This is a genomic window from Amycolatopsis sp. NPDC049252 (genome assembly GCF_043197175.1).
Lineage (GTDB): Bacteria > Actinomycetota > Actinomycetes > Mycobacteriales > Pseudonocardiaceae > Amycolatopsis.
Genome location: NZ_JBICSQ010000018.1, coordinates 74,257 through 92,578, shown reverse-complemented (window position 1 = coordinate 92,578; position 18,322 = coordinate 74,257). Strand labels below are relative to the sequence as shown.

Here is an 18,322-nt window from a genome sequence, read left to right as displayed (position 1 = left end):
ACCGCCGCCGCTAGTCGTCGGCGCCGGCGAATCCGACCCGGTAGGCGAACACGACCGCCTGGACCCGGTCGCGTAGCTCCAGTTTGGTCAGGATGCGCGAAACGTAGGATTTCACGGTCTCGAAGCCCAGCCCCATCTCCTCGGCGATCTCCCGGTTGGACAGGCCCCGAGCGAGCAGCCGCAGCACCTCGCGTTCCTGAGGAGCCAACACCTTCACCGCACCGTCGTCCGGCTTGGCGGCGGCCGGACGGACGCGGCCGGCGAATCGCCCGATGAGCCTGCGGGTCACGGCCGGCGCCAGCAGGGACTCGCCGTGGGCGACCGTGCGGACGCCGTTCACCAGTTCGGTCAGCGGGGAGTCCTTGAGCAGGAACCCGCTCGCCCCGGCGCGCAGCGCCTCGTAGACGTACTCGTCGGTGTTGAAGGCCGTCACCACGAGCACCTTCGGCGGCCGGGCGACGCCGGGCCGCGTGATCCGCCGGGTGACCTCGATTCCGTCCGGGCCGGGCAGGTGGATGTCCATGACGACGACGTCCGGGCGCAGCCGTGCGACGGCTTCGACCGCGGCCGTGCCATCGGCGGCTTCCCCGACGACCTCCATGTCCGGCTGCGCGTCGAAGACCGTGACGTAGCCCGTGCGGACGAGCTCGTGGTCCTCGCAGATCAGCAAGCGGATGGTCATGCGCCACCGGCGATCGGGATCACCGCGTGCAGCCTGAACCGGCCGTCCGGCTGTTCACCGGCAGCCAGCCCGCCGCCGAGCGCCACGACCCGTTGCCGCAGCCCGGCCAGGCCGCGCCCGCCGGCGAGCTCGCGGCGGACGCCTACGGAGATCGGCACCGGAGCGGCGGTGTTGGTCACCTCGACCTCGACCTGACGGTCCCGGTACGAGGTGCGCACCTCGGTCGGCTGCCCGGCCGCGTACTTGACGGCGTTGGTCAAGCCCTCCTGCACCACCCGGTACACGGCCAGGGACACCTCGACGGGGAGTGCGTACGCAGCACCGGTTTCGACGAGTTCGACGGGCTGGCCGGCCGTGCAGGTGCGCTCTACCAGGTCCCGCACCGTGCCCTGGACCGATCCGGGCGGCGCGGACTCACCCGTGGCCTCCAGCACGTCGAGCTGGTGCCGGAGCTCGGCCAGGGCCTGCCTGCCGGCCCCACCCATCGCCGCGAGCGCCTTGACGACCCGATCCGGCGACTCGACGAGCAACTGAGTGGCGTCGGCCTGCACGACGATGGCGGTGACGTGGTGGGTGACCACGTCGTGCAGCTCCCGCGCGATGCGCGCCCGCTCCGCGGCCGTCGCGGCGGCCGCGGCCGACCGCCGCCGCTCGGCCTCCGCCAACCGCCGGTGGCGCACGAACGTGCCCAGCACCCAGAACACCACGAAAATCAGGTAGAAGACCAGGAAGGCGGCCAACCGGTCAGGAGATCCGAACGCGGTCAGCGCGACGCAGAGCCCGACGTGCGCGGCTGTCGCGGCGGCGGCGACCGCGACCCGGCGCCGCTCCAGGTGCGCGCCGGCGGAGTACAGCGCGAGGTACACGGTCACTGTGCCGAAGTGCGGCGGGTACGCGAGCGTCTCGTGGACCGCGAAGGCCGCGGCGATGATCGCCAGGCTCGCGACGGGCCGGGTCCTGCGCACGGCGAGCGGCAGCGTCTGCGCCAGCACGAGGACAAGCGCAAGAAGGTCGGCCGGGCGCCGAGGCAGGTCACCGAACTCCGCGCCCATGGCGGCCAGCGCCGGCACGAACGCCAAGACGGTGAACACCACGGCGAGCCACCGGTCCCCCACCGCGGCATCGCAGGCCTGCCACCACGTCCGGAGCGTCCCCAGCCGCCGGCGGACCCACGTTGTCGGCATGGCGCCGAGCCTAGTACCCCCGTCCGAGCTACACACCGATGTCCCCGGGATGGGGAATCGGGCCGAGGCCGGTTTTTCCTACGCTTCCGGCACCCCGGTGGCGCCGGGAATCCACCAGTGAAGGGAACACCACCATGACCTCCCCCGCCGACGACACGACCGGCGCGACCGCGAGCCGCCCCGTGCCCTGGACGCGGAGATGGCGCCTTCCGTTGCTGCTGGTGGCCACGCTGATCATCATGGCGGTCGCGCAACAGCTGACCGTGGCCCTGAACGACTCCGGCGCCGTCGACCTCGTGGCCGGCGTGGCCCTCGCGGCCGTGACCCTGTTCTGCTACACGCGGTTGAGCAAGCTCGTCGAACGACGGCAGCAGGTGACCGAGCTCCCCCGCGACCGGGCGATATCCGGGCTGCTGGGGGGAAGCGCCATCGGCGCGGGTGCCTTTCTGGCCACGATGCTGGTCATCCTCGTGTTCGGCGGCTGGCACGTGACCGGCGGCGATTCCTGGAAATTCCTCGCGACACTCGGGATCATGGCCTGCGTTGCGGTCACCGAAGAAGTGGTGTTCCGCGGCGTGCTCTTCCGCATAGCCGAGGAGCGCTTCGGGACCTGGCCCGCCCTGGTGGTGTCGGCGGTGCTCTTCGGCGCGGTACACCTGGCAGGCACATCCGAAACCGGCACGGGCGCGATGCTGTGGGGCGCCACGGCGATCGTCCTGCAGGGCGGCATCTTGCTCACCGCCGCCTACATCGCCACCCGTGCCCTGTGGCTGCCGATCGGTATCCACTTCGCCTGGAACGTCGTCGAAGCCGGCTTCGGCACGGCGGTGTCGGGAAAGTCGAGCGAGTTCGGCGGTCTGGCCACCACCACGCTGTCCGGGTCACCGGTGCTGACCGGCGGCTCCTTCGGCCCGGAAGCCGGCGCGGCCGGTATCCTGTGCTGCCTCGTCACCTCCGCGTTCCTGCTGGCCTTCGCCCGCCGCACCGGGCGAATCCGGGGTCGTGGCGAACGTCCGGGGACCGGCGCCGCACAGGTTGGCTGACAGGCGCGGCACAGCGCTGCGTCGAGGGAACATCACATGTCTTGGTAACCGAGAGCGAGCAAGTCGTGTTGCACCCATCGAATCAGGCGAACAACTCACCACTTTCGCGACATTCATCATATGACTGTTAGAATCTCGGCAGTTCACTGCCCGAGGAGCACCATGGCGAAGTCCCTGACCGACGACGCGATCGACCGGATCCGGGAGTTCGTCCGGTCGGGGCGGTTCCCCGCGGGTTCCCGGCTGCCGCCCGAGCACGAACTGGCCACCGAACTGGGCATCTCCCGCAGCCCCACGCGGGAGGCCGTGAAGGCGCTGGAGCTGGCCCGGGTCCTCGAAGTCCGGCGTGGTGACGGCACCTACGTCACCAGCCTCGCGCCCAGCCTGCTGCTGGAGGGCCTGGGCACCGCGGTGTCGCTCATGGAAGGCAGCGTGCTCGAGCTGACCGAGGTGCGCCGCCTCCTGGAGCCCGCCGCGACCGGCGTCGCCGCCACCAGGATCACCGACGCCCAGCTCCGCACCGTCGCCGAGCTGCTCGACGCGATGCAGGAGGCGGTCGAGGACGTCGAGCGCCTGACGGTGCTCGACGCCGCCTTCCACCGCGCGGTGGTCACCGCGTCGGGCAACGAAACCCTGACCGCGCTGCTGGACGGCATCTCCTCGCGCACGCTGCGGGCGAGGATCTGGCGCGGCACCGTCGACCGGGGCGTCACACACGTGACCCTGGCGCAGCACAAGGCGATCTACGACGCACTGGCCGGCCGCGACCCCGCCGTGGCCACCGCGGCCGCCCTGATGCACGTGGACACGTCCGAGCGCTGGCTGCGCGACCACCTGTCCGAGCTGCGGACCCTGGGCGAGCAGTAGCGGCTCAGTTCTGCCGTTTGCCACTGGTGATCCGGGACATCACCAGCGCGACCAGGATGATCGTGCCGTTGAGCGCCCCGATCCACTGCGCGGGCACCCCGGCCAGGGTGAGCACGTTCTGGATCATGTACAGCAGCAGGATCCCGGTGAAGGCCCCGAAAAGCGTGCCGCGGCCGCCGTTCAGGCTGACCCCGCCGATCACCGCCGCGGCGAACACGGTGAAGATGTAACCGTTGCCCTGCCCCGCCGCCACGGACGCGAGCCGGCCCGAGAGCAGCAGGCCGCCGAGCGCGGCCAGCACGCTCGCCCCGATCAGGACGATCCACACGACCCGGTCGGTCCGGATGCCCGCCGCCTTCGCCGCGTCTTCGTTGCCGCCGATCGCGTAAAGGCTGCGGCCGAACCGGGTGTGGCCGAGGAGAACGACGCCGGCGGCGAACAGCAGCACGCAGATCCAGATGGATGCGGGGATCCCGGCCCACAGCGTGGTGCCGAGGTAGAGCATCGTGTCGGGCATGCCGAAGAACGTCTGACCGCCGGAGATCCCGGTCAGCAGGCCACGCAGCACGATCAGCATGCCGAGGGTGACCACGAACCCGCTCAGCCCGAACCGGACGATCAGCAGGGCGTTGAGCGCACCCACCAGCACCCCGACCGCGAGCACGACCGGCACCGCCGTCCACGCGGGCAGGAGGCCGAGCGAATGGCCGCCGTCGATCGTTAGCCAGGCCGCCACCCCGGGCGCCAGGCCGAACGTGGACTCCAGCGACAGGTCCATCTTGCCGACGACCAGGACCAGCGTCTGGGCCAGCACCAGCAAGGCGATCTCCGACATGGTCTGCAGGATGTTGATCACGTTGTCGTACTGGAGGAACACGGGGTTCACCAGCTGGCCGACCACGGCGATCGCGACGATCCCGGGTACCAGCGCGAAGTCGCGCACGCGAGCGAGGGCGATCCGCCGCGGCGGCCGGGCGGCAGCGGGTTCGGTCCGCGCCTCGGCCGCCACGGTGGCAGGGCTATCCGGCATCGAGGTCGACTCCTTCCATGGCGGCCACGACCTCGCGGTCCGGCCGGCCGGCGGGGATTTCGGTGGTGAGCCGGCCGCGCACCAGCACGAGCACGCGGTCGCAGAGGCGCAGGTCGTCCAGCTCGTCCGAGGCGATCACCACCGCGGTGCCCCCGGCGGCGGCTTCGGCCACCTTGCCGAGCAGGAACTCCTTGGACCGCACGTCCACCCCCGCGGTCGGGGTGATCAGCACGAGCACCCGCGGATCACCGGCCAGCGCCCGGGCCATGACGACCTTCTGCTGGTTACCACCGGAGAGCGCCGACACCGCGAGCTCCGGACCGGGCGTCTTCACCTCCAGCCGGTCGATCAGCGCCCCGGCCAGCCGGTCACGAAGGCCGGCCCGGACGAAGATGCCGGGACCGAGCCGGTCCATGACGGACAGGGTCGTGTTGTCCGCGACCGACATCTCGGGCACGAGTCCCTGGCGGTGGCGGTCTTCCGGGACGAAGCCGATCCCGGCGGCGAGTGCCGCCGGGACGTCGCCGGGGCGAGGACGGTGCTCCCCGACGAGGATGGTGCCCGAGCCGGCCGCCCGCAGCCCGGTCAGCGTTTCGGCGACCTCGGTCTTGCCGCTGCCGCCGGCCCCGGCCAGGCCGACGATCTCCCCCGGCGCGACGTCGAACGAGACGTCCTCGTACGTGGGGGCAAGGCTCAGCCGGCGCACCCGGAGCACCGGCGGCACCCCCGGCCGGGCCGAGGACGGGCGTTCTTCGGCCACGACGGCGTTCTCCCCCGTCATCGCCGCGACGAGGCCGGCCTTCGGCAGTTCGGCGACGGGCGCGGTCAGCACGTGCCGGGCGTCGCGGAAGACCGTGACCGTGTCACAGATCTCGTAGACCTCCTGCAGGTGGTGGCTGATGAACAGGAACGTCACGCCCTGGCGCTGCAGGTCGGCGATGTGCCCGAACAGCCGGGTGATGGCGCCGCCGTCCAGCTGCGCGGTCGGCTCGTCGAGGATGACGAACCGCGCGCCGAAGGACAGCGCTCGGGCGATCTCGACGAACTGCCGCTGCTCGACCCCGAGCTCGCCCGCGGGCCGGCGGACGTCGACGTCGACCGACCAGCGTTCGAGCAGCCGGGTGGCCGCCCGGCGCACCGCGGACCAGCGGACGAACCCGCGCACGGTCTCCTGCCGGTTCAGGAACAGGTTCTCCGCCACCGACAGATCGGGGATGATCGTCGAGCGCTGGTACACGCAGGCGACCAGTGACCGCCAAGCGTCCCGATCGGACAGTCCCGGCGCGGGCTCGCCGTTCACCTTCAGCGAGCCGGAATCCGGCGCGGTCAGGCCGGTGAGGACGGAGACGAGCGTCGACTTGCCGGCACCGTTCCGGCCGACGAGCGCGTGCGTCTGTCCCGGTAGGACGGTGAGGTCGGCGTGGTCCAGCGCGACGGTGGCGCCGTACCGCTTGACCACCTGCCGCGCTTCGACCACCGGCACTGTGTTCATCTCCGCCTCCTCTCCGAAGCCGGTCAGCTCTTGCTGTTGCCCCACAGGGACTTGTCGTCGACCTTGACGCTCGGGACCGGACCGAAGGTGGCACCGTCCGCGGTGACCAGGGGCGCGGCCAGCTGGTCCTCCATCAGGCCGTCACGGATGGCCACGATGGTGCTGTCGTGGTCGGTCTTGCCCGGCACCGGCTTCTTGCCCGCGATGGCGTCCTTGACGTACTGCAGCGCGTACTTGGCGAACAGGTCCGCGGGCTGGGAGACGGTGGCGTCCATCTCGCCGGCGCGGATCTTCGCGAGCTCCTCGGGGATCCCGTCGTTGGACACGATGAACACGTGCTTCGGGTCGGCCGCCGGCACGAGCAGACCGCGTTGCTTCAGCAGCTGCAACGTCCCCGCGAGAGCGAAGCTGGACTGCATGTAGACGCCCTTGACGTCCGGGTTCGCGGTCAGCCGGGTCTGGAGTTTCTGGGCCGCGGTGTTGGCGTCCCAGTTGGTGGCCTCCCCGAAGACCGTGATGCCGGGGAAGTTCTGCTTCATGCAGTCGTTGAAGGCCTCGGTGCGGTCCCGCCCGTTGATCGAGGCGAGATCGCCCTGCAGCATCACGACCTTCCCCTTGCCGCCGAGCTTCGTGCCGAGGAACCGGCACGCCTTTTCGCCGTAGGCACGGTTGTCCGCTCGCACCACCATGTAGACGTTGCCCTGGTCGGGGCGGGTGTCGACGGACACGACCGGGATCTTCTTCCCGGCCAGCTGCTGCAGCGTCGGGATGATCGCCGCGGTGTCCTGCGGTGCCATGACGACGCCCTTGACGCCCTGGCTGATCATCGTCTGCACGTTGGCGGTCAGGGTGGCGACGTCGTTCTGCGAGTTCGTGGTCTTAAGCTCGAAGCCGTCCTGGCCGGCGAACTGGGGCACGTACTTGATGTAGGCGTTCCAGAAGTCGGTGTCCGAGCGGGGGTAGTCGACGCCGACGACGGTGCTGCCGGCGGCGGTGGTGCCCCCGCCGCTGCAGCCGGCGAGCAGGCCGGCCGCGACGACGGCGGCCGAGCACAGGTAGCGGATCTTCATGACCTCTCCTCGTTGACAGGCTACGGAAGGATTCGCGGGCCGGTGGTCACGCGACCACCACCGCCTCGGCGCGCCAGGCCGGACCGTCGGGGTACCGGTAGCGCGAGATGGATTCGGTGTGCAGGCGGGCGCCGAGACCCGGCCGGTCCGGCGCCAGGTACCTCCCCCGCTCGACCCGTACCGGATCGACGAAGTGCTCGTGCAGGTGGTCCACGTATTCGATGACCCGATCGGCCCGGGTCCCGCTGACCGCGACGAAGTCGAACATCGCCAGGTGCTGCACCATCTCGCAGAGCCCGACCCCGCCGGCGTGCGGGCACACCGGCACGCCGAACTTCGCGGCCAGCAGGAGGATCGCGATGTTCTCGGTGACGCCGGCGACCCGGCTCGCGTCGAGCTGGAGGATGTCGATCGCCTCCGCCTGCAGCAGCTGCTTGAACATCACCGCGTTGTGCGTGTGCTCCCCGGTGGCCACCTTGATCGGCGCCACCGCCCGGCGGATCGCGGCGTGGCCGAGCACGTCGTCGGGCGAGGTCGGCTCCTCGATCCAGTACGGGTCGAACTCCGCCAGCGGCCGCATCCACGCGATGGCCTGCTCGACCCCCCACACCTGGTTGGCGTCGACGGCGATCCGCACGTCCGGGCCGACGACCTCGCGCGCCAGCCGCAGCCGCCGGACGTCCTCGTCGAGATCGGCCCCGACCTTGAGCTTGATCTGCGTGAACCCGTCCGCGACCGCCGCCGACGCGAGCGTCGCCAGCTTCTCCGGCGAGTAACCGAGCCAGCCGGGAGTGGTGGTGTAGGCCGGATAGCCGGACGCGAGCAGCTCCGCCTGGCGAGCCGCCCGGCCCGGTTCGGCGCGACGGAGGATGTCCAGCGCTTCGTCGCGGGTAAGCGCTTCCTTCAGGTACCGGAAGTCGATCAGGTCGACCAGCTCCGCCGGCGGCAACTCGGCGAGCAGCCGCCAGACCGGCTTGCCCACCCGGCGGGCCCGCAGGTCCCACACGGCGTTGACGATCGCGGCCGCCGCCATGTGGATCGCCCCCTTGTCGGGGCCCAGCCACCGGAGCTGGCTGTCCCCGGTCAGGCGGCGCGAGAAGCCCCCGAGGTCGGCGAGGACTTCGTCCACCGGCATGCCCGCGACCAGGGGTACCAGGGCCCGGACGGCGGCGACCTGCACGTCGTTCCCGCGCCCGACGGTGAACGCGAGGCCGTACCCCTCCTCCCCCGCGCTCGTGCGGATGGTGACGTACGCGGCGGAGTAGTCGGGTTCCGGGTTCATCGCGTCCGAACCGTCCAGGTCCAGCGACGTCGGAAAGCGGACGTCGAGCGCCTCGATCGCGCTGATCACTTCGGGCAAGTCCGCCACCTTTCACCAACCGACCGGGAGACAACATACGTATGGCTACGCTTTTGCCGCCCGAAAGTCCAGAAGCACGGTCGAATCCGCGAGAACCTGGTCGAGACATCATACGTCTGCTACCGTCTTTGATGCCGCACCACGAAAGACCCGTCGTACGAAGCACTGCCGCTGCGATGAATGCGGGGTCACGATGAGAGCTGGAACCGGCACCACTTCCCGGAGGACCGCGCTCAAGTACCTGGGCGCGGGCGGTGCGACGATCACCGCGAGCACGCTGCTCGCGGCGTGCACCGGCGTCCAGGAAGCCCAGAACGGCGGCCACGCCGGCCCCTTCCCGGGCACGCCGGGCTGGCGGTTCGTGTTCGTCAACCACGTCACCACGAACTCCTTCTTCGTGCCGACGCGGACCGGGCTCGCCGACGCCGCGGCCCTGCTCGGGGTCCCCGAGCCACAGTGGACCGGCTCGGAGAACGGCAACGTCGCCCAGATGGCGAGCGCCATGGAGACCGCGATCACCGGCAAGGCCGACGGGATCGCCGTCGCGCTGACCGACGACAACGCCTTCGTCGACCTGACCAAACGGGCGCTGGGCCAGGGCATCCCGGTGATCGCCTACAACGCCAACGCCGCCGGCAACTACCCGCTCACCTACGTCGGCCAGGACCTGTACCTGTCGGGCTTCCGGATGGGACAGCGCATCGCGCGGAAGGTCACCTCCGGCGACATCCTGGTCGGCATCTCCCAGCCGGGCGGCAACAACGTCCAGCCCCGGCTCGACGGCATCACCGACGCGCTCAAGCAGGCCGCGCCGGGCGTGCGCGTCCGGTCGGTGAACACCGGGGCCGAGCAGGCCGGCGAACTCAACGCGATGACCGCCGCGTACACCGGGAACACCGCGGTGAAGGGGATCTACGCGGTCGACGCCGGCAGCACCGCCGCGTGCGCGAAGCTCATCGCCGACCGCGGCCAGGCCGGCAAGCTCGACGGCGGCGGGTTCGACCTGCTCGACGACACCGTCACCGGCGTGAAAGGCGGGGCGCTCGACTTCACCATCGACCAGTCCCCGTACCTGCAGGGGTTCCTGTCGGTCCTCTACCTCTACCTGTTCCGGCTGTCCGGCACGCTGGTCGCGCCGCCGGTCACCGATACCGGCCTCACGTTCGTCACCAAGGAGAACGTCGGCCCGTACGCGTCGGCCCGCAGCCGGTTCGAAGGCGGCGACAACAAGGACGTAATCGCGATGCCGGGCTCGATCCCGTTGCCGCCGGCGTCGGTGCTGAGCCGGTAGCGGGGCGACGTCGTGAGATCGCTGCTGCTCGGCGTGATGCGGATCAAGGAACTGAGCATCCTGCTGGTCACGATCGCCGCCGGAAGCTACTTCACGGCGACGACCGGCGCGTTCAACTCGCCGGACAACTACCAGACGATCGCCCAGTACGTCGCGCCGTGGTCGATCATCGCGGCGGGGCAGGTGATGCTGCTGATCTGCGGGGAAATCGACCTGTCCGCCGGCTTCGTGTTCACCCTCTCCCCGTTCCTGCTGATGCAGCTCTTCGTCAACGGCTGGCCGCTGTGGCTCGCGCTGCTCGGGGCGATCGTGCTGAGCGCGGTGATCGGCGTCGTGAACGGGCTGATCCGGACCGTGCTGACGATTCCGTCGTTCATCACCACCCTCGGCATGGCTTTCCTGTTGCAGGGGCTGGTTCTCATCATCTCCAACGCCCGCCCGGTCGGTGCGCCGAAGGACAGCGGCGTGCTCGACGTGTTCGGCGGCGCACGCTGGAGCGAGTTCCTGTGGGCCGTCGGCGTGGTCCTCGTGATGCAGGTGGTGCTCTCGGCGACCCGGTTCGGCATCCACACCCAGGCCACCGGCGGGAACCCGGTCGGGGCCGCCGAATCCGGCATCGCGGTCAACCGGGTGAAGGTGGTCAACTTCGCGGTCACCAGCACCCTGGCCGGGCTCGCCGGCATCCTGCAGGGCACCCGGGTCGGCTCGTACGACCCGACGAACGGCGGGTTCACCACGATGTTCTTCGCGGTGGCGGCGGCCGTGATCGGCGGCACCGCGCTGCTCGGCGGCTCCGGCACGGTGGTCGGCGCGTTCCTCGGCGCCCTGCTGCTCGGCATCGTGTTCGACGGGTTCAACCTGACCGGAGTCAGCGCGAACGCGTTCAACCTGGTGCTCGGCGCCGCCATCCTGGGCGCGATGGTGCTGAACGTGACGCTGATCGTCGCCCGCAACCGCGTCGGCTCCCGGGAGCCGACATGACCGGCGACGTCATCCGGGTCGAAGGCGTCAGCAAGAGTTTCGGCCCGGTCGACGCGCTCACCGACGTCACCCTGCGGGTGCGGCGCGGCGAGATCCTCGGGCTCATCGGGGACAACGGCGCCGGCAAGTCGACGCTGATCAAGATCCTCACCGGCTACCACCAGCCGGACGGCGGGAAGATCCTGTTCGAAGGCGAGCCGATCACGCTGAGATCCGTGGTGCACGCGAGGTCGCTGGGCATCGAGACGGTCTTCCAGGACCTGGCGATGGTCAACGACCTGCCCGTCTACCTGAACCTGCACCTGAACCGCGAACTGACCCATCGTCCGCTGCCGTTCCTGCGCCGCCGCGAGATGAAGCGCCGCGCCCGGGAGACGCTGGATTCGATCGGCATCACCATCCCGTCGGTGACCGCCGAGGTGGGCATGCTGTCCGGTGGGCAGCGGCAGGCGATCGCGGTGGCCCGGTCGGTGTACTCGAACGCGAAGCTGCTGCTGCTCGACGAGCCACTCGCCGCGATGGGCGCCAAGGAGAGCGCGGTGATCCTGCGCCTGCTGCGGGAGCTGAAGCAGCGCGGGGACATCGCGATCATCCTCATCGCCCACAACTACGGGCAGGTGATGGACGTCTGCGACCGGGTGAACCTGTTGCAGCACGGGGAAATCACCTTCGACCGGCGGTCCGCGGACACCTCGGTGGCCGAGCTCCTCGAGCTCGTGAACGCGGAGTACCGCCTCGACGGCGAGTCCTAGTTCCCGGTCACGGCAACGGGTAGCGGACGCCGGTGAGCTGTTCGCACCGCTCCCACAGCGTCGCGCCCGCCACCTCGTCGCGGGCGGCGGCGGACACCTCGATCCGTTCCGGCCGGCCCTTGACGCCGTGCACCCCGCCGGGACCGTACAAGTCCCCACCCCGTACCCCCGGATCGACCGCGGCCCGCAGCGTGGGCAGCGCACCCTCGGCCGCGGTGTTGACGAGCGGAGCAAGCAGCCACCGCAAGGGTGGCGCGGACACCACCCGCATGAGACCGCCGCTGTTGCGGCCGAATTCGGTGGCCGCGGCACCGGGGTGCGCGGCCACCGCGATCGCGGGTGCGCCCGCGGCCGCCAGCCGTCGCTGGAGTTCGGCCGTGAACACGAGGTTGGCCAGTTTCGTCTGCGTGTAGGCGCGCCAGCGGGTGTACCGCCGGTTCGCGAAGGCCAGGTCGTCGAGCTGCAGCCGCCCCATCTCGTGGCCACCGCTGGTCACCGTGACGATCCGCCCGGCCGGCGCGGCCAGCACGTGCCGCACCAGCAGACCGGTGAAGGCGAACGGCCCCAGCTGGTTGGTGACGAACGTCCGGTCCACCCCGTCGACCAGAGCCAGTGACCCGAACGCGGCACCGGCGTTGTTGACCAGGACGTCGATCCGGTCGCACTCGCCACCGATCACCGCCGCCGCGTCCCGGACGGACGCGGCGTCCGTGAGGTCCAGCCGGACCGGGTGCAGGTCGGCATCCGGTACGGCCGCACGGATCGCGTCGCACGCCAGGGCGGCCTTGCCGGGGTTCCGGCACGCCAGGACCACGCGCGCACCCTTCTCGGCGAGCATCCGCGCGGTCTCGAAGCCGATGCCGGAATTCGCGCCGGTCACCACCGCCGTGTGCCCTCGCAGGCCGGGCACGTCGGCGGCCGTCCATCCCGAAGTCGACCTGGTCACGTTCTCTCCTCGACGCGCGGTGCCGCACCGGCCGTGTTCCGGCCGGCACGAAGGGAATGACACGGAAGACTAGCGAGCGGACACGGGCGGCCGAGTCCCCCTGCCGGGGACATCGACGGTGGCTCGCGCGGGGGACGCGGGATCCGTGTCCCCCGTTCACCGCGCTGACGTTCGAGGCATTCGGCGCAGGTCGGCCAGGTGGCCGGCACCGCACGGCCGGGGGCAACACCAGGTCTCATGCCGGCGTTGGGCCGGGGCGCCGGCGCTCAGCGTCCTGAAAGTGGCTTTCCCGGCTTCAGGCCGCCGACCATCAAGGTGATGCCCAGGCGCAGGCGGGCCCTCAGGCGGTCCGGGTCCACCGGGCTTTCCTCGATGCCGTGGTTGAGGGCCAGCGCCAGCTCCGCGATCTCCACCGGGTCGGGGCCGTCGACCGCGATCTCGCCGGTGTCGGCCGCCGAAGTCACCGTGTCGGTGAGCAAGGTCAAGATCGACGTCTTGAACCCTTCCACCAGCGTCCCGGACAGCCGCGCGCTCTCGTCCAGCAGTTCCGCGGCGTGCGGGCTGTCCTGCACCACCCGCAGGGTCAGCGACAGCTTCGCGGCCAGCACGTTGTACAGCCGATCGGCCAGCGGCCCATCGGCGGACGCGGCGGTGCGCGCCGCGGTCAGGGCCTGCTCGAAGAGCCTGGACGCCAGCCGCAGGAACACGTCGTCCTTGTTCTTGACGTACTGGTAGACGGCCGGACGTGACATGCCCGCGGCCGCGGCGATGTCGTCCATCGTGGTCCGGCGCATCCCGTGCCGGACGAAACACGCGTACGCCGCGTCCAGGATCCGGTCAATCGGTGCGGCTGCCATGCTCAGGAATATCGCATACGACGCCGGACGCTCGTTCGAGCACCTCCAGCACGGTGTCCCGCAGCAGCGCGACCTTGTACCCTGTCTGCGGCAACGGACGGCACCGGGCGGTGGCCTGATCGGCCGCCGCGAGCAGGGTGTCCACGCCGGTGAACGCGGCCTCGACCTCGGTCAGCCGCAACGGCGTGTGCGCCACCCCGCCGACCGCGACCGCCACCGCGGTGATCGCTCCGGACGCCTCGTCGGCCACGACCCGCGCCACCGCTTCGACCAGCGGCCATTCCGCTTCGGCGCGGCCGATCGCCCGGTGGTACGCGGCCCGCTCGCCGGCCACCGGGACGGGCAGTTCGACGGCGAGCAGCACCTCGGCCGGGCCGAGCAGGTGATCACGCGTGGGGTCGGAGCCGTCACCGTAGAGCTCGGCGACCGGGAGCAGGCCGCGCCCGTGCACCTCGACCAGCGCGTCGTAGGCGAGCAACGCCATCCCGATCGACGACGGATGCGGTGCGACACAAGGCCCTTGGTCGATCACCACCGAGTACAGGTGCCGGCCGTCGCGGGCCGGGCACCCTTCGCCGCCGGTCTGCGTGCAGCTGAACCGGGGGTTGCGGTAGTACCAGCACCTGTTGCGCTGCAACAGGTTCCCGCCGATCGTCGCGGCCGCCCTGATCTGCGGGGTGGCGAGACCACCCGCGGTCATGGTGAGCGCGGGGTAGGCCGCGCGCAGCTTCGGGTCCGCGGCGATCTCGGCCACCGTGGTCATCGCGGCGATCCGCGCGGACCCGTCCGGCCGCCACTCGATACCCCGGATGCCCGGCACCGCACCGAGATCGACGAACGGGCCGGTCGCGCGGCCGATCAGGCTGCGCGCGACCACGTCCGTCCCGCCGGCCCGCAACTCGCCGCCGCGCGACACCGCGGTGACCACATCGGACAGTGTCATGACCGGATCCCTTCCAGCAGGACGTCGGGGCGGATCGGCAGGTCCTGTGGGCTCCACCCGGTCGCGTTGCGCACCGCGTTGCCGACCGAGGCCGCGACGCCCAGCGTGGCCAGCTCACCGATGCCGACCCCGCCGCCGGTGACGTGGTCCCAGCCGTCGTGGTGGAAGTGCACTTCGATCTCCGGGGTGTCCCCGATACCGGGGATGCGGTAGTCCTCGAGGTTGTCGGTGAGCACGATGCCGGTCGCGGGATCGACGTGGCGCTGTTCGTACAGCGCGAACCCGACGCCCTGGATGATCGAGCCCTCGCATTGGCTGCGGGCCAGCCGGTCGTCGTAGATGTGACCCGCGGCGATCCCGCCCCACACCCTGGTCGCGCGGATCTTGCCGAGCCGGGTGTCCACTTCGACCTCGGTGACGTGCACCGCGCCGCTGAACCCGCGGCCGACCGACAGGTTGTCCATCGCGAACGGCGTGACGTAGCCGCGCCGATCGCGTTTGCGCTTGCCGACGACGCGCGTGCCGTCCGCGCTGCCGAGCCGATCCGCCACGGAACCGGCCGCGACACCCAGGGCCTGGCGCAGCAGGCGCGCCGCGTCCCGGGTGGCGGGCGCGACCGACGGCGTGGTGCGGCTGCCGCCGGAGGTCGGGCCGTGCCGCGGGCCGCTGCGGCCGATCTCGACGCGGACCCGGTCGTCGGGTAGTCCCAGGTCCTGGCGCAGGATGCCGTGGATCACCGAGCGGATGCCGGTTCCCATGTCCTGCACGGTGGTCCGGGCGAGCACGACCCCGCCGTCGACGACCAGTTCGACCTCGGTGTTGCCGTCGACGAAGTACATCCAGTTGGCCGCGGCGACGCCGATCCCGCGGCGGAACCGGCCGGTCTGTGCGCCCGCGGCGGGCCGCTGCGTCCACGCGGGCAGCGCCGCCGCCCAGTCGTAGAGCGCGTGCCGCTTCTTGTTGCCGTCCCAGCGACGCCGCAACGCGATCGGGTCCTCCCCCAGCCGCACCGCCATCTCGTCGATCGAGCGCTCCAGCGCCCACGCCATCGGCGGGCCACCGGGGCCGCGGAACGGCGCGCCCGGCGACTGGTTGGTCAGCACGTCGAAGTCGCGCAGCCGGCGCGGCCCGGTGCCGTAGACGAGCCGGCCGAGGCCCGCGACCATCGAGCCGATCGCCACCCCGCCGTCGCCGTGCACGTCCATGGTGAGCGCCGCCATGTCGCCGTTCTCGTCGGCGAGCAGGCTCACCTCGGTGCGGGTGCCGGGCCGGTAGCCGGTCACGGTCAGCTCTTCGGACCGGTCGAGCACGACCCGCACCGGCGCGTCCGCCTGCTTCGCGAGTTCGCCCGCGACGATCGCCTCGGCGGTGAGGGCGGTCTTGGCGCCGAAGCCGCCGCCGACGTGCTCGGCCACGACGTGCACCTGCTCCGGTCGCAGGCCCCAGTGCTCGGCGGCCGACTCCGCGACCGCGCCGACCGCCTGGGTCGAGACGTACAGGTCCAGGCTCCCGTCGGGCTGCCAATGCGCGACACAGCTGTGCGGTTCAAGGGCGGTGTGGACCTGAACCGGCGTGCTGAACGTCGCCGTGACGAGCCTGGAATCGTTGCGCTGCTTGGCCTCCTCGACGCGTCTGGCCGCGGTGCGGCCGCGCCAGCCCAGCGAGGACGGACCGCGGACGTTGCCGTTCCACGACGTCGGCAAGCTCGGCGCGCCTTCACCCGAGCTGGGCGCGGCCTTGCGTTCGGCCTTCGTCGAGTAGACCAGCGGCGCGCCGGGCCGTTGCGCCGCCTCGGCGTCGAGCACCGGTGGCAGCTCCTCGTACTCCACGAGCACCTGGCTCGCGGCGGCGCTCGCCTCGGCCCGGGTCCTGCCCGCGACGGCGGCGATCGGCTGGCCGATGTAGCGCACGATCCGGTCCGCGGGAAGGAGATCGACGAACGCCGTGTCGCCGGCTGCCTTGACGGATCGGATCAGCGCGTGCGGGCTCGAGGATCGCACGATCACGCCCTCGAGCCGGCCGGGCAGCCGGACATCGGTGGTGTAGCGGGCCCGGCCGGTGATCTTCTCCATCGCCTCGACCCTGGCCGGCCGCACGTCTTCGGTGTCGTGCGCCCCGGTGCACGCGGCGGCGATCGCGGTGTGGATGCTCGCGTAGGCGCCGCATCGGCAGAGGTGCCCGGACAGCGCGCGGGCGATTTCGGCGCGCGAAGGCGCGACGTCGCCGTGCTCGGCGCGCCAGCGGTCCACGAACGCGGCACCTTCGACGACGAAGCCGGGAGTGCAGTAGCCGCACTGCAAGGCGTCGTGGGCGGCGAACGCACGCTGGACCGGGTGGGAGCCGGACAGCCCTTCGACGGTGGTCACCTCGCGACCGCACAACGCGGCGGCGGGCAGGAGGCAGCTGACCATCGGCGTGCCGTCGACCTGGACCGTGCACGCGCCGCAGACGCCGGCCCCGCACACCAGCTTCGTCCCGGTCAACCCCACACCGTCCCGCAACACCGTGACCGCGGGCGCGTCGGGATCGGCGTCCACCACGTAGCCGGTGCCGTTGACCTTGACGTCCATGCCGACTCCGTCCTCAGCGCGAATCCTGACAGACTGACATCTCAGCGTCACTTTGTCAGAATGTCAAGGCAGTCGAGCCGCGGCGTTCGGTGACCCATCGCCCCGCCGATCAGCCGAGGACACGTGGTCCGCGCACGAGCCAGTGGTTCTCGCCACGGTTAACGTCGAACGCGCCGATCACGCCGCGCAGGTGAGCCTGCGCCCGGCCAGGGATTTCCGGCGCCCACGAATGAGCACCTGAACAGCGAAAACCGGCTCGTCGGTCGCGACGTTGTTCCGCGACCCGCAGGCGCGTGCGATCGGCAGGAATTCGCCGAACAGGTTGACGGCGAACTCGGCTGCTGCTCCGAACAGACCAGAGCTGAAACCGCTTCCAGTTCCCGAGCGGCCTGCCGAGCGTGGCGCAGGATCCGCGCTGGTGCGAGCGGGATCAAATCCAGGCAAACATCGACCGATTCCCCCAGATCCGGACGCACGTCACCGAGAGCATTGGCCAGTGACCGCAGCGGATCGTCAGGCCGCACAGGCAAAGCCGCCGGCGGTAGGTGCGCAGGGCGGGCCGGCACGAACTCCGCGCGTGCAACTTGCAGATTCGTGTTACCGCCTGGCGCCTTTTCCGGCTTCACGGTGGCTTCTCCTCCCGCAGATCCGATTCATCTCAGACACGCGGGCAGAGACTCATTTGATGCGAGCTGCAGGCAGGCGGGAGATATTTCCCCGACGAGACCACTGTGTATACACTCCGAAGAGGAGCACGACATTCGAGCGCCTTACATACTGGTATATACCGCATCAAGGAGCAGGAATGGCCCAGAAGGTCCTCGTCGAGATGCTCGACGACATCGACGGTACCCCCGCCGCGCACACCATCCCGTTTTCCCTCGACGGCGTCACCTACGAAATCGACCTCTCCGACGACAACGCGGCATCCCTGCGCGACGACCTCGCCCGCTACATCAGCGCCGGTCGTCGCACCGGCGGACGCAAGGTCCGCGTCGCGACCGGACAGTCGACCACCACCGCGTCCGACCGCGAACGCAACCAGCAGATCCGCGCGTGGGCCAACGCCAACGGCTACGAGGTTTCCGAACGAGGACGTCTCTCCTCCGAGGTGATCGCCGCCTACGACGCCGCCCAGGTACAAGAAGCCGAGCCGGTCAAGGCGGCCCGCAAGCGTGCCCCGCGCAAGAAGGTCGCCGCCGCCCGGAAGTGACGGCGGTGACGGGATTTCACTGGGGAGAGATCACCGCGACC

General features: G+C 70.8%; 16 protein-coding genes. 6 read left to right on the top strand and 10 right to left on the bottom strand.

The genetic code is table 11. The features are described 5' to 3' along the window. Positions 1-10 precede the first annotated feature (10 nt). A complete protein-coding gene (locus ACGFMK_RS21520) occupies positions 11-682 on the bottom strand; it encodes a response regulator (protein WP_392765775.1) in 672 nt (223 codons plus the stop codon). Further along, positions 679-1,866 carry a sensor histidine kinase gene (locus ACGFMK_RS21515; protein ID WP_392765772.1) on the bottom strand — a complete coding sequence of 396 codons (1,188 nt, stop codon included), beginning with the start codon at positions 1,864-1,866 and terminating at the stop codon, positions 679-681. Before ACGFMK_RS21515 ends, ACGFMK_RS21520 begins: the two co-directional genes overlap by 4 nt. A 134-nt stretch (positions 1,867-2,000) precedes the next feature. Between ACGFMK_RS21515 and ACGFMK_RS21510 the strand changes: the two genes are divergently transcribed. Together ACGFMK_RS21510 and ACGFMK_RS21505 are read left to right on the top strand one after the other, a co-directional pair. After that, positions 2,001-2,909, top strand: a complete 909-nt coding sequence (locus tag ACGFMK_RS21510) for a CPBP family intramembrane glutamic endopeptidase (protein ID WP_392765769.1) — start codon at positions 2,001-2,003, stop codon at positions 2,907-2,909. A 162-nt stretch (positions 2,910-3,071) separates the two neighbouring features. After that, positions 3,072-3,776, top strand: a complete 705-nt coding sequence (locus tag ACGFMK_RS21505) for a FadR/GntR family transcriptional regulator (protein WP_392765766.1) — start codon at positions 3,072-3,074, stop codon at positions 3,774-3,776. A 4-nt stretch (positions 3,777-3,780) separates the two neighbouring features. On the opposite strand, the gene ACGFMK_RS21500 is transcribed toward ACGFMK_RS21505, so the two are convergent. From ACGFMK_RS21500 to ACGFMK_RS21485, 4 genes are read right to left on the bottom strand one after another with little or no spacing between them, the layout of a single operon-like run. Continuing rightward, the gene (locus ACGFMK_RS21500) at positions 3,781-4,806 is read right to left on the bottom strand and encodes an ABC transporter permease (RefSeq protein ID WP_392765763.1); all 1,026 of its coding nucleotides are present in this window, start codon (positions 4,804-4,806) and stop codon (positions 3,781-3,783) included. Further along, a complete protein-coding gene (locus tag ACGFMK_RS21495; protein ID WP_392765760.1) occupies positions 4,796-6,298 on the bottom strand; it encodes a sugar ABC transporter ATP-binding protein in 1,503 nt (500 codons plus the stop codon). Before ACGFMK_RS21495 ends, ACGFMK_RS21500 begins: the two co-directional genes overlap by 11 nt. 23 nt (positions 6,299-6,321) lie before the next feature. Continuing rightward, positions 6,322-7,368 carry a sugar ABC transporter substrate-binding protein gene (locus ACGFMK_RS21490; protein WP_392765758.1) on the bottom strand — a complete coding sequence of 349 codons (1,047 nt, stop codon included), beginning with the start codon at positions 7,366-7,368 and terminating at the stop codon, positions 6,322-6,324. 46 nt (positions 7,369-7,414) lie between these two features. Next, positions 7,415-8,737, bottom strand: a complete 1,323-nt coding sequence (locus ACGFMK_RS21485; protein WP_392765756.1) for an enolase C-terminal domain-like protein — start codon at positions 8,735-8,737, stop codon at positions 7,415-7,417. Between the two features lie 184 nt (positions 8,738-8,921). On the opposite strand from ACGFMK_RS21485, the gene ACGFMK_RS21480 reads away from it, so the two are divergent. From ACGFMK_RS21480 to ACGFMK_RS21470, 3 genes are read left to right on the top strand one after another with little or no spacing between them, the layout of a single operon-like run. After that, entirely contained in the window at positions 8,922-10,019 is a 1,098-nt protein-coding gene (locus ACGFMK_RS21480; RefSeq protein ID WP_392765753.1) for a sugar ABC transporter substrate-binding protein, read from the top strand. Positions 10,020-10,031: 12 nt separating this feature from the next. Beyond that, the gene (locus tag ACGFMK_RS21475) at positions 10,032-11,000 is read left to right on the top strand and encodes an ABC transporter permease (protein ID WP_392765751.1); all 969 of its coding nucleotides are present in this window, start codon (positions 10,032-10,034) and stop codon (positions 10,998-11,000) included. After that, positions 10,997-11,752: an ATP-binding cassette domain-containing protein gene (locus ACGFMK_RS21470; RefSeq protein ID WP_392765748.1), complete on the top strand. Its 756-nt coding sequence runs from the start codon at positions 10,997-10,999 to the stop codon at positions 11,750-11,752. Before ACGFMK_RS21475 ends, ACGFMK_RS21470 begins: the two co-directional genes overlap by 4 nt. Before the next feature lie 7 nt (positions 11,753-11,759). On the opposite strand, the gene ACGFMK_RS21465 is transcribed toward ACGFMK_RS21470, so the two are convergent. The 4 genes from ACGFMK_RS21465 to ACGFMK_RS21450 form a co-directional block, all read right to left on the bottom strand. Then, the gene (locus ACGFMK_RS21465; RefSeq protein WP_392765746.1) at positions 11,760-12,698 is read right to left on the bottom strand and encodes an oxidoreductase; all 939 of its coding nucleotides are present in this window, start codon (positions 12,696-12,698) and stop codon (positions 11,760-11,762) included. A gap of 266 nt (positions 12,699-12,964) precedes the next feature. Then, positions 12,965-13,555 (bottom strand): TetR/AcrR family transcriptional regulator, encoded by a 591-nt coding sequence (locus ACGFMK_RS21460; RefSeq protein WP_392765744.1) that lies wholly within the window; start codon positions 13,553-13,555, stop codon positions 12,965-12,967. Further along, positions 13,536-14,498: an FAD binding domain-containing protein gene (locus ACGFMK_RS21455; RefSeq protein WP_392765741.1), complete on the bottom strand. Its 963-nt coding sequence runs from the start codon at positions 14,496-14,498 to the stop codon at positions 13,536-13,538. The genes ACGFMK_RS21460 and ACGFMK_RS21455 overlap by 20 nt, the downstream gene beginning before the upstream one ends. Continuing rightward, positions 14,495-17,068: a molybdopterin-dependent oxidoreductase gene (locus tag ACGFMK_RS21450; RefSeq protein WP_392765739.1), complete on the bottom strand. Its 2,574-nt coding sequence runs from the start codon at positions 17,066-17,068 to the stop codon at positions 14,495-14,497. Before ACGFMK_RS21450 ends, ACGFMK_RS21455 begins: the two co-directional genes overlap by 4 nt. Before the next feature lie 805 nt (positions 17,069-17,873). Between ACGFMK_RS21450 and ACGFMK_RS21445 the strand changes: the two genes are divergently transcribed. Then, positions 17,874-18,281: an Lsr2 family protein gene (locus ACGFMK_RS21445; RefSeq protein ID WP_392765736.1), complete on the top strand. Its 408-nt coding sequence runs from the start codon at positions 17,874-17,876 to the stop codon at positions 18,279-18,281. The last annotated feature ends 41 nt before the right edge of the window (positions 18,282-18,322 follow it).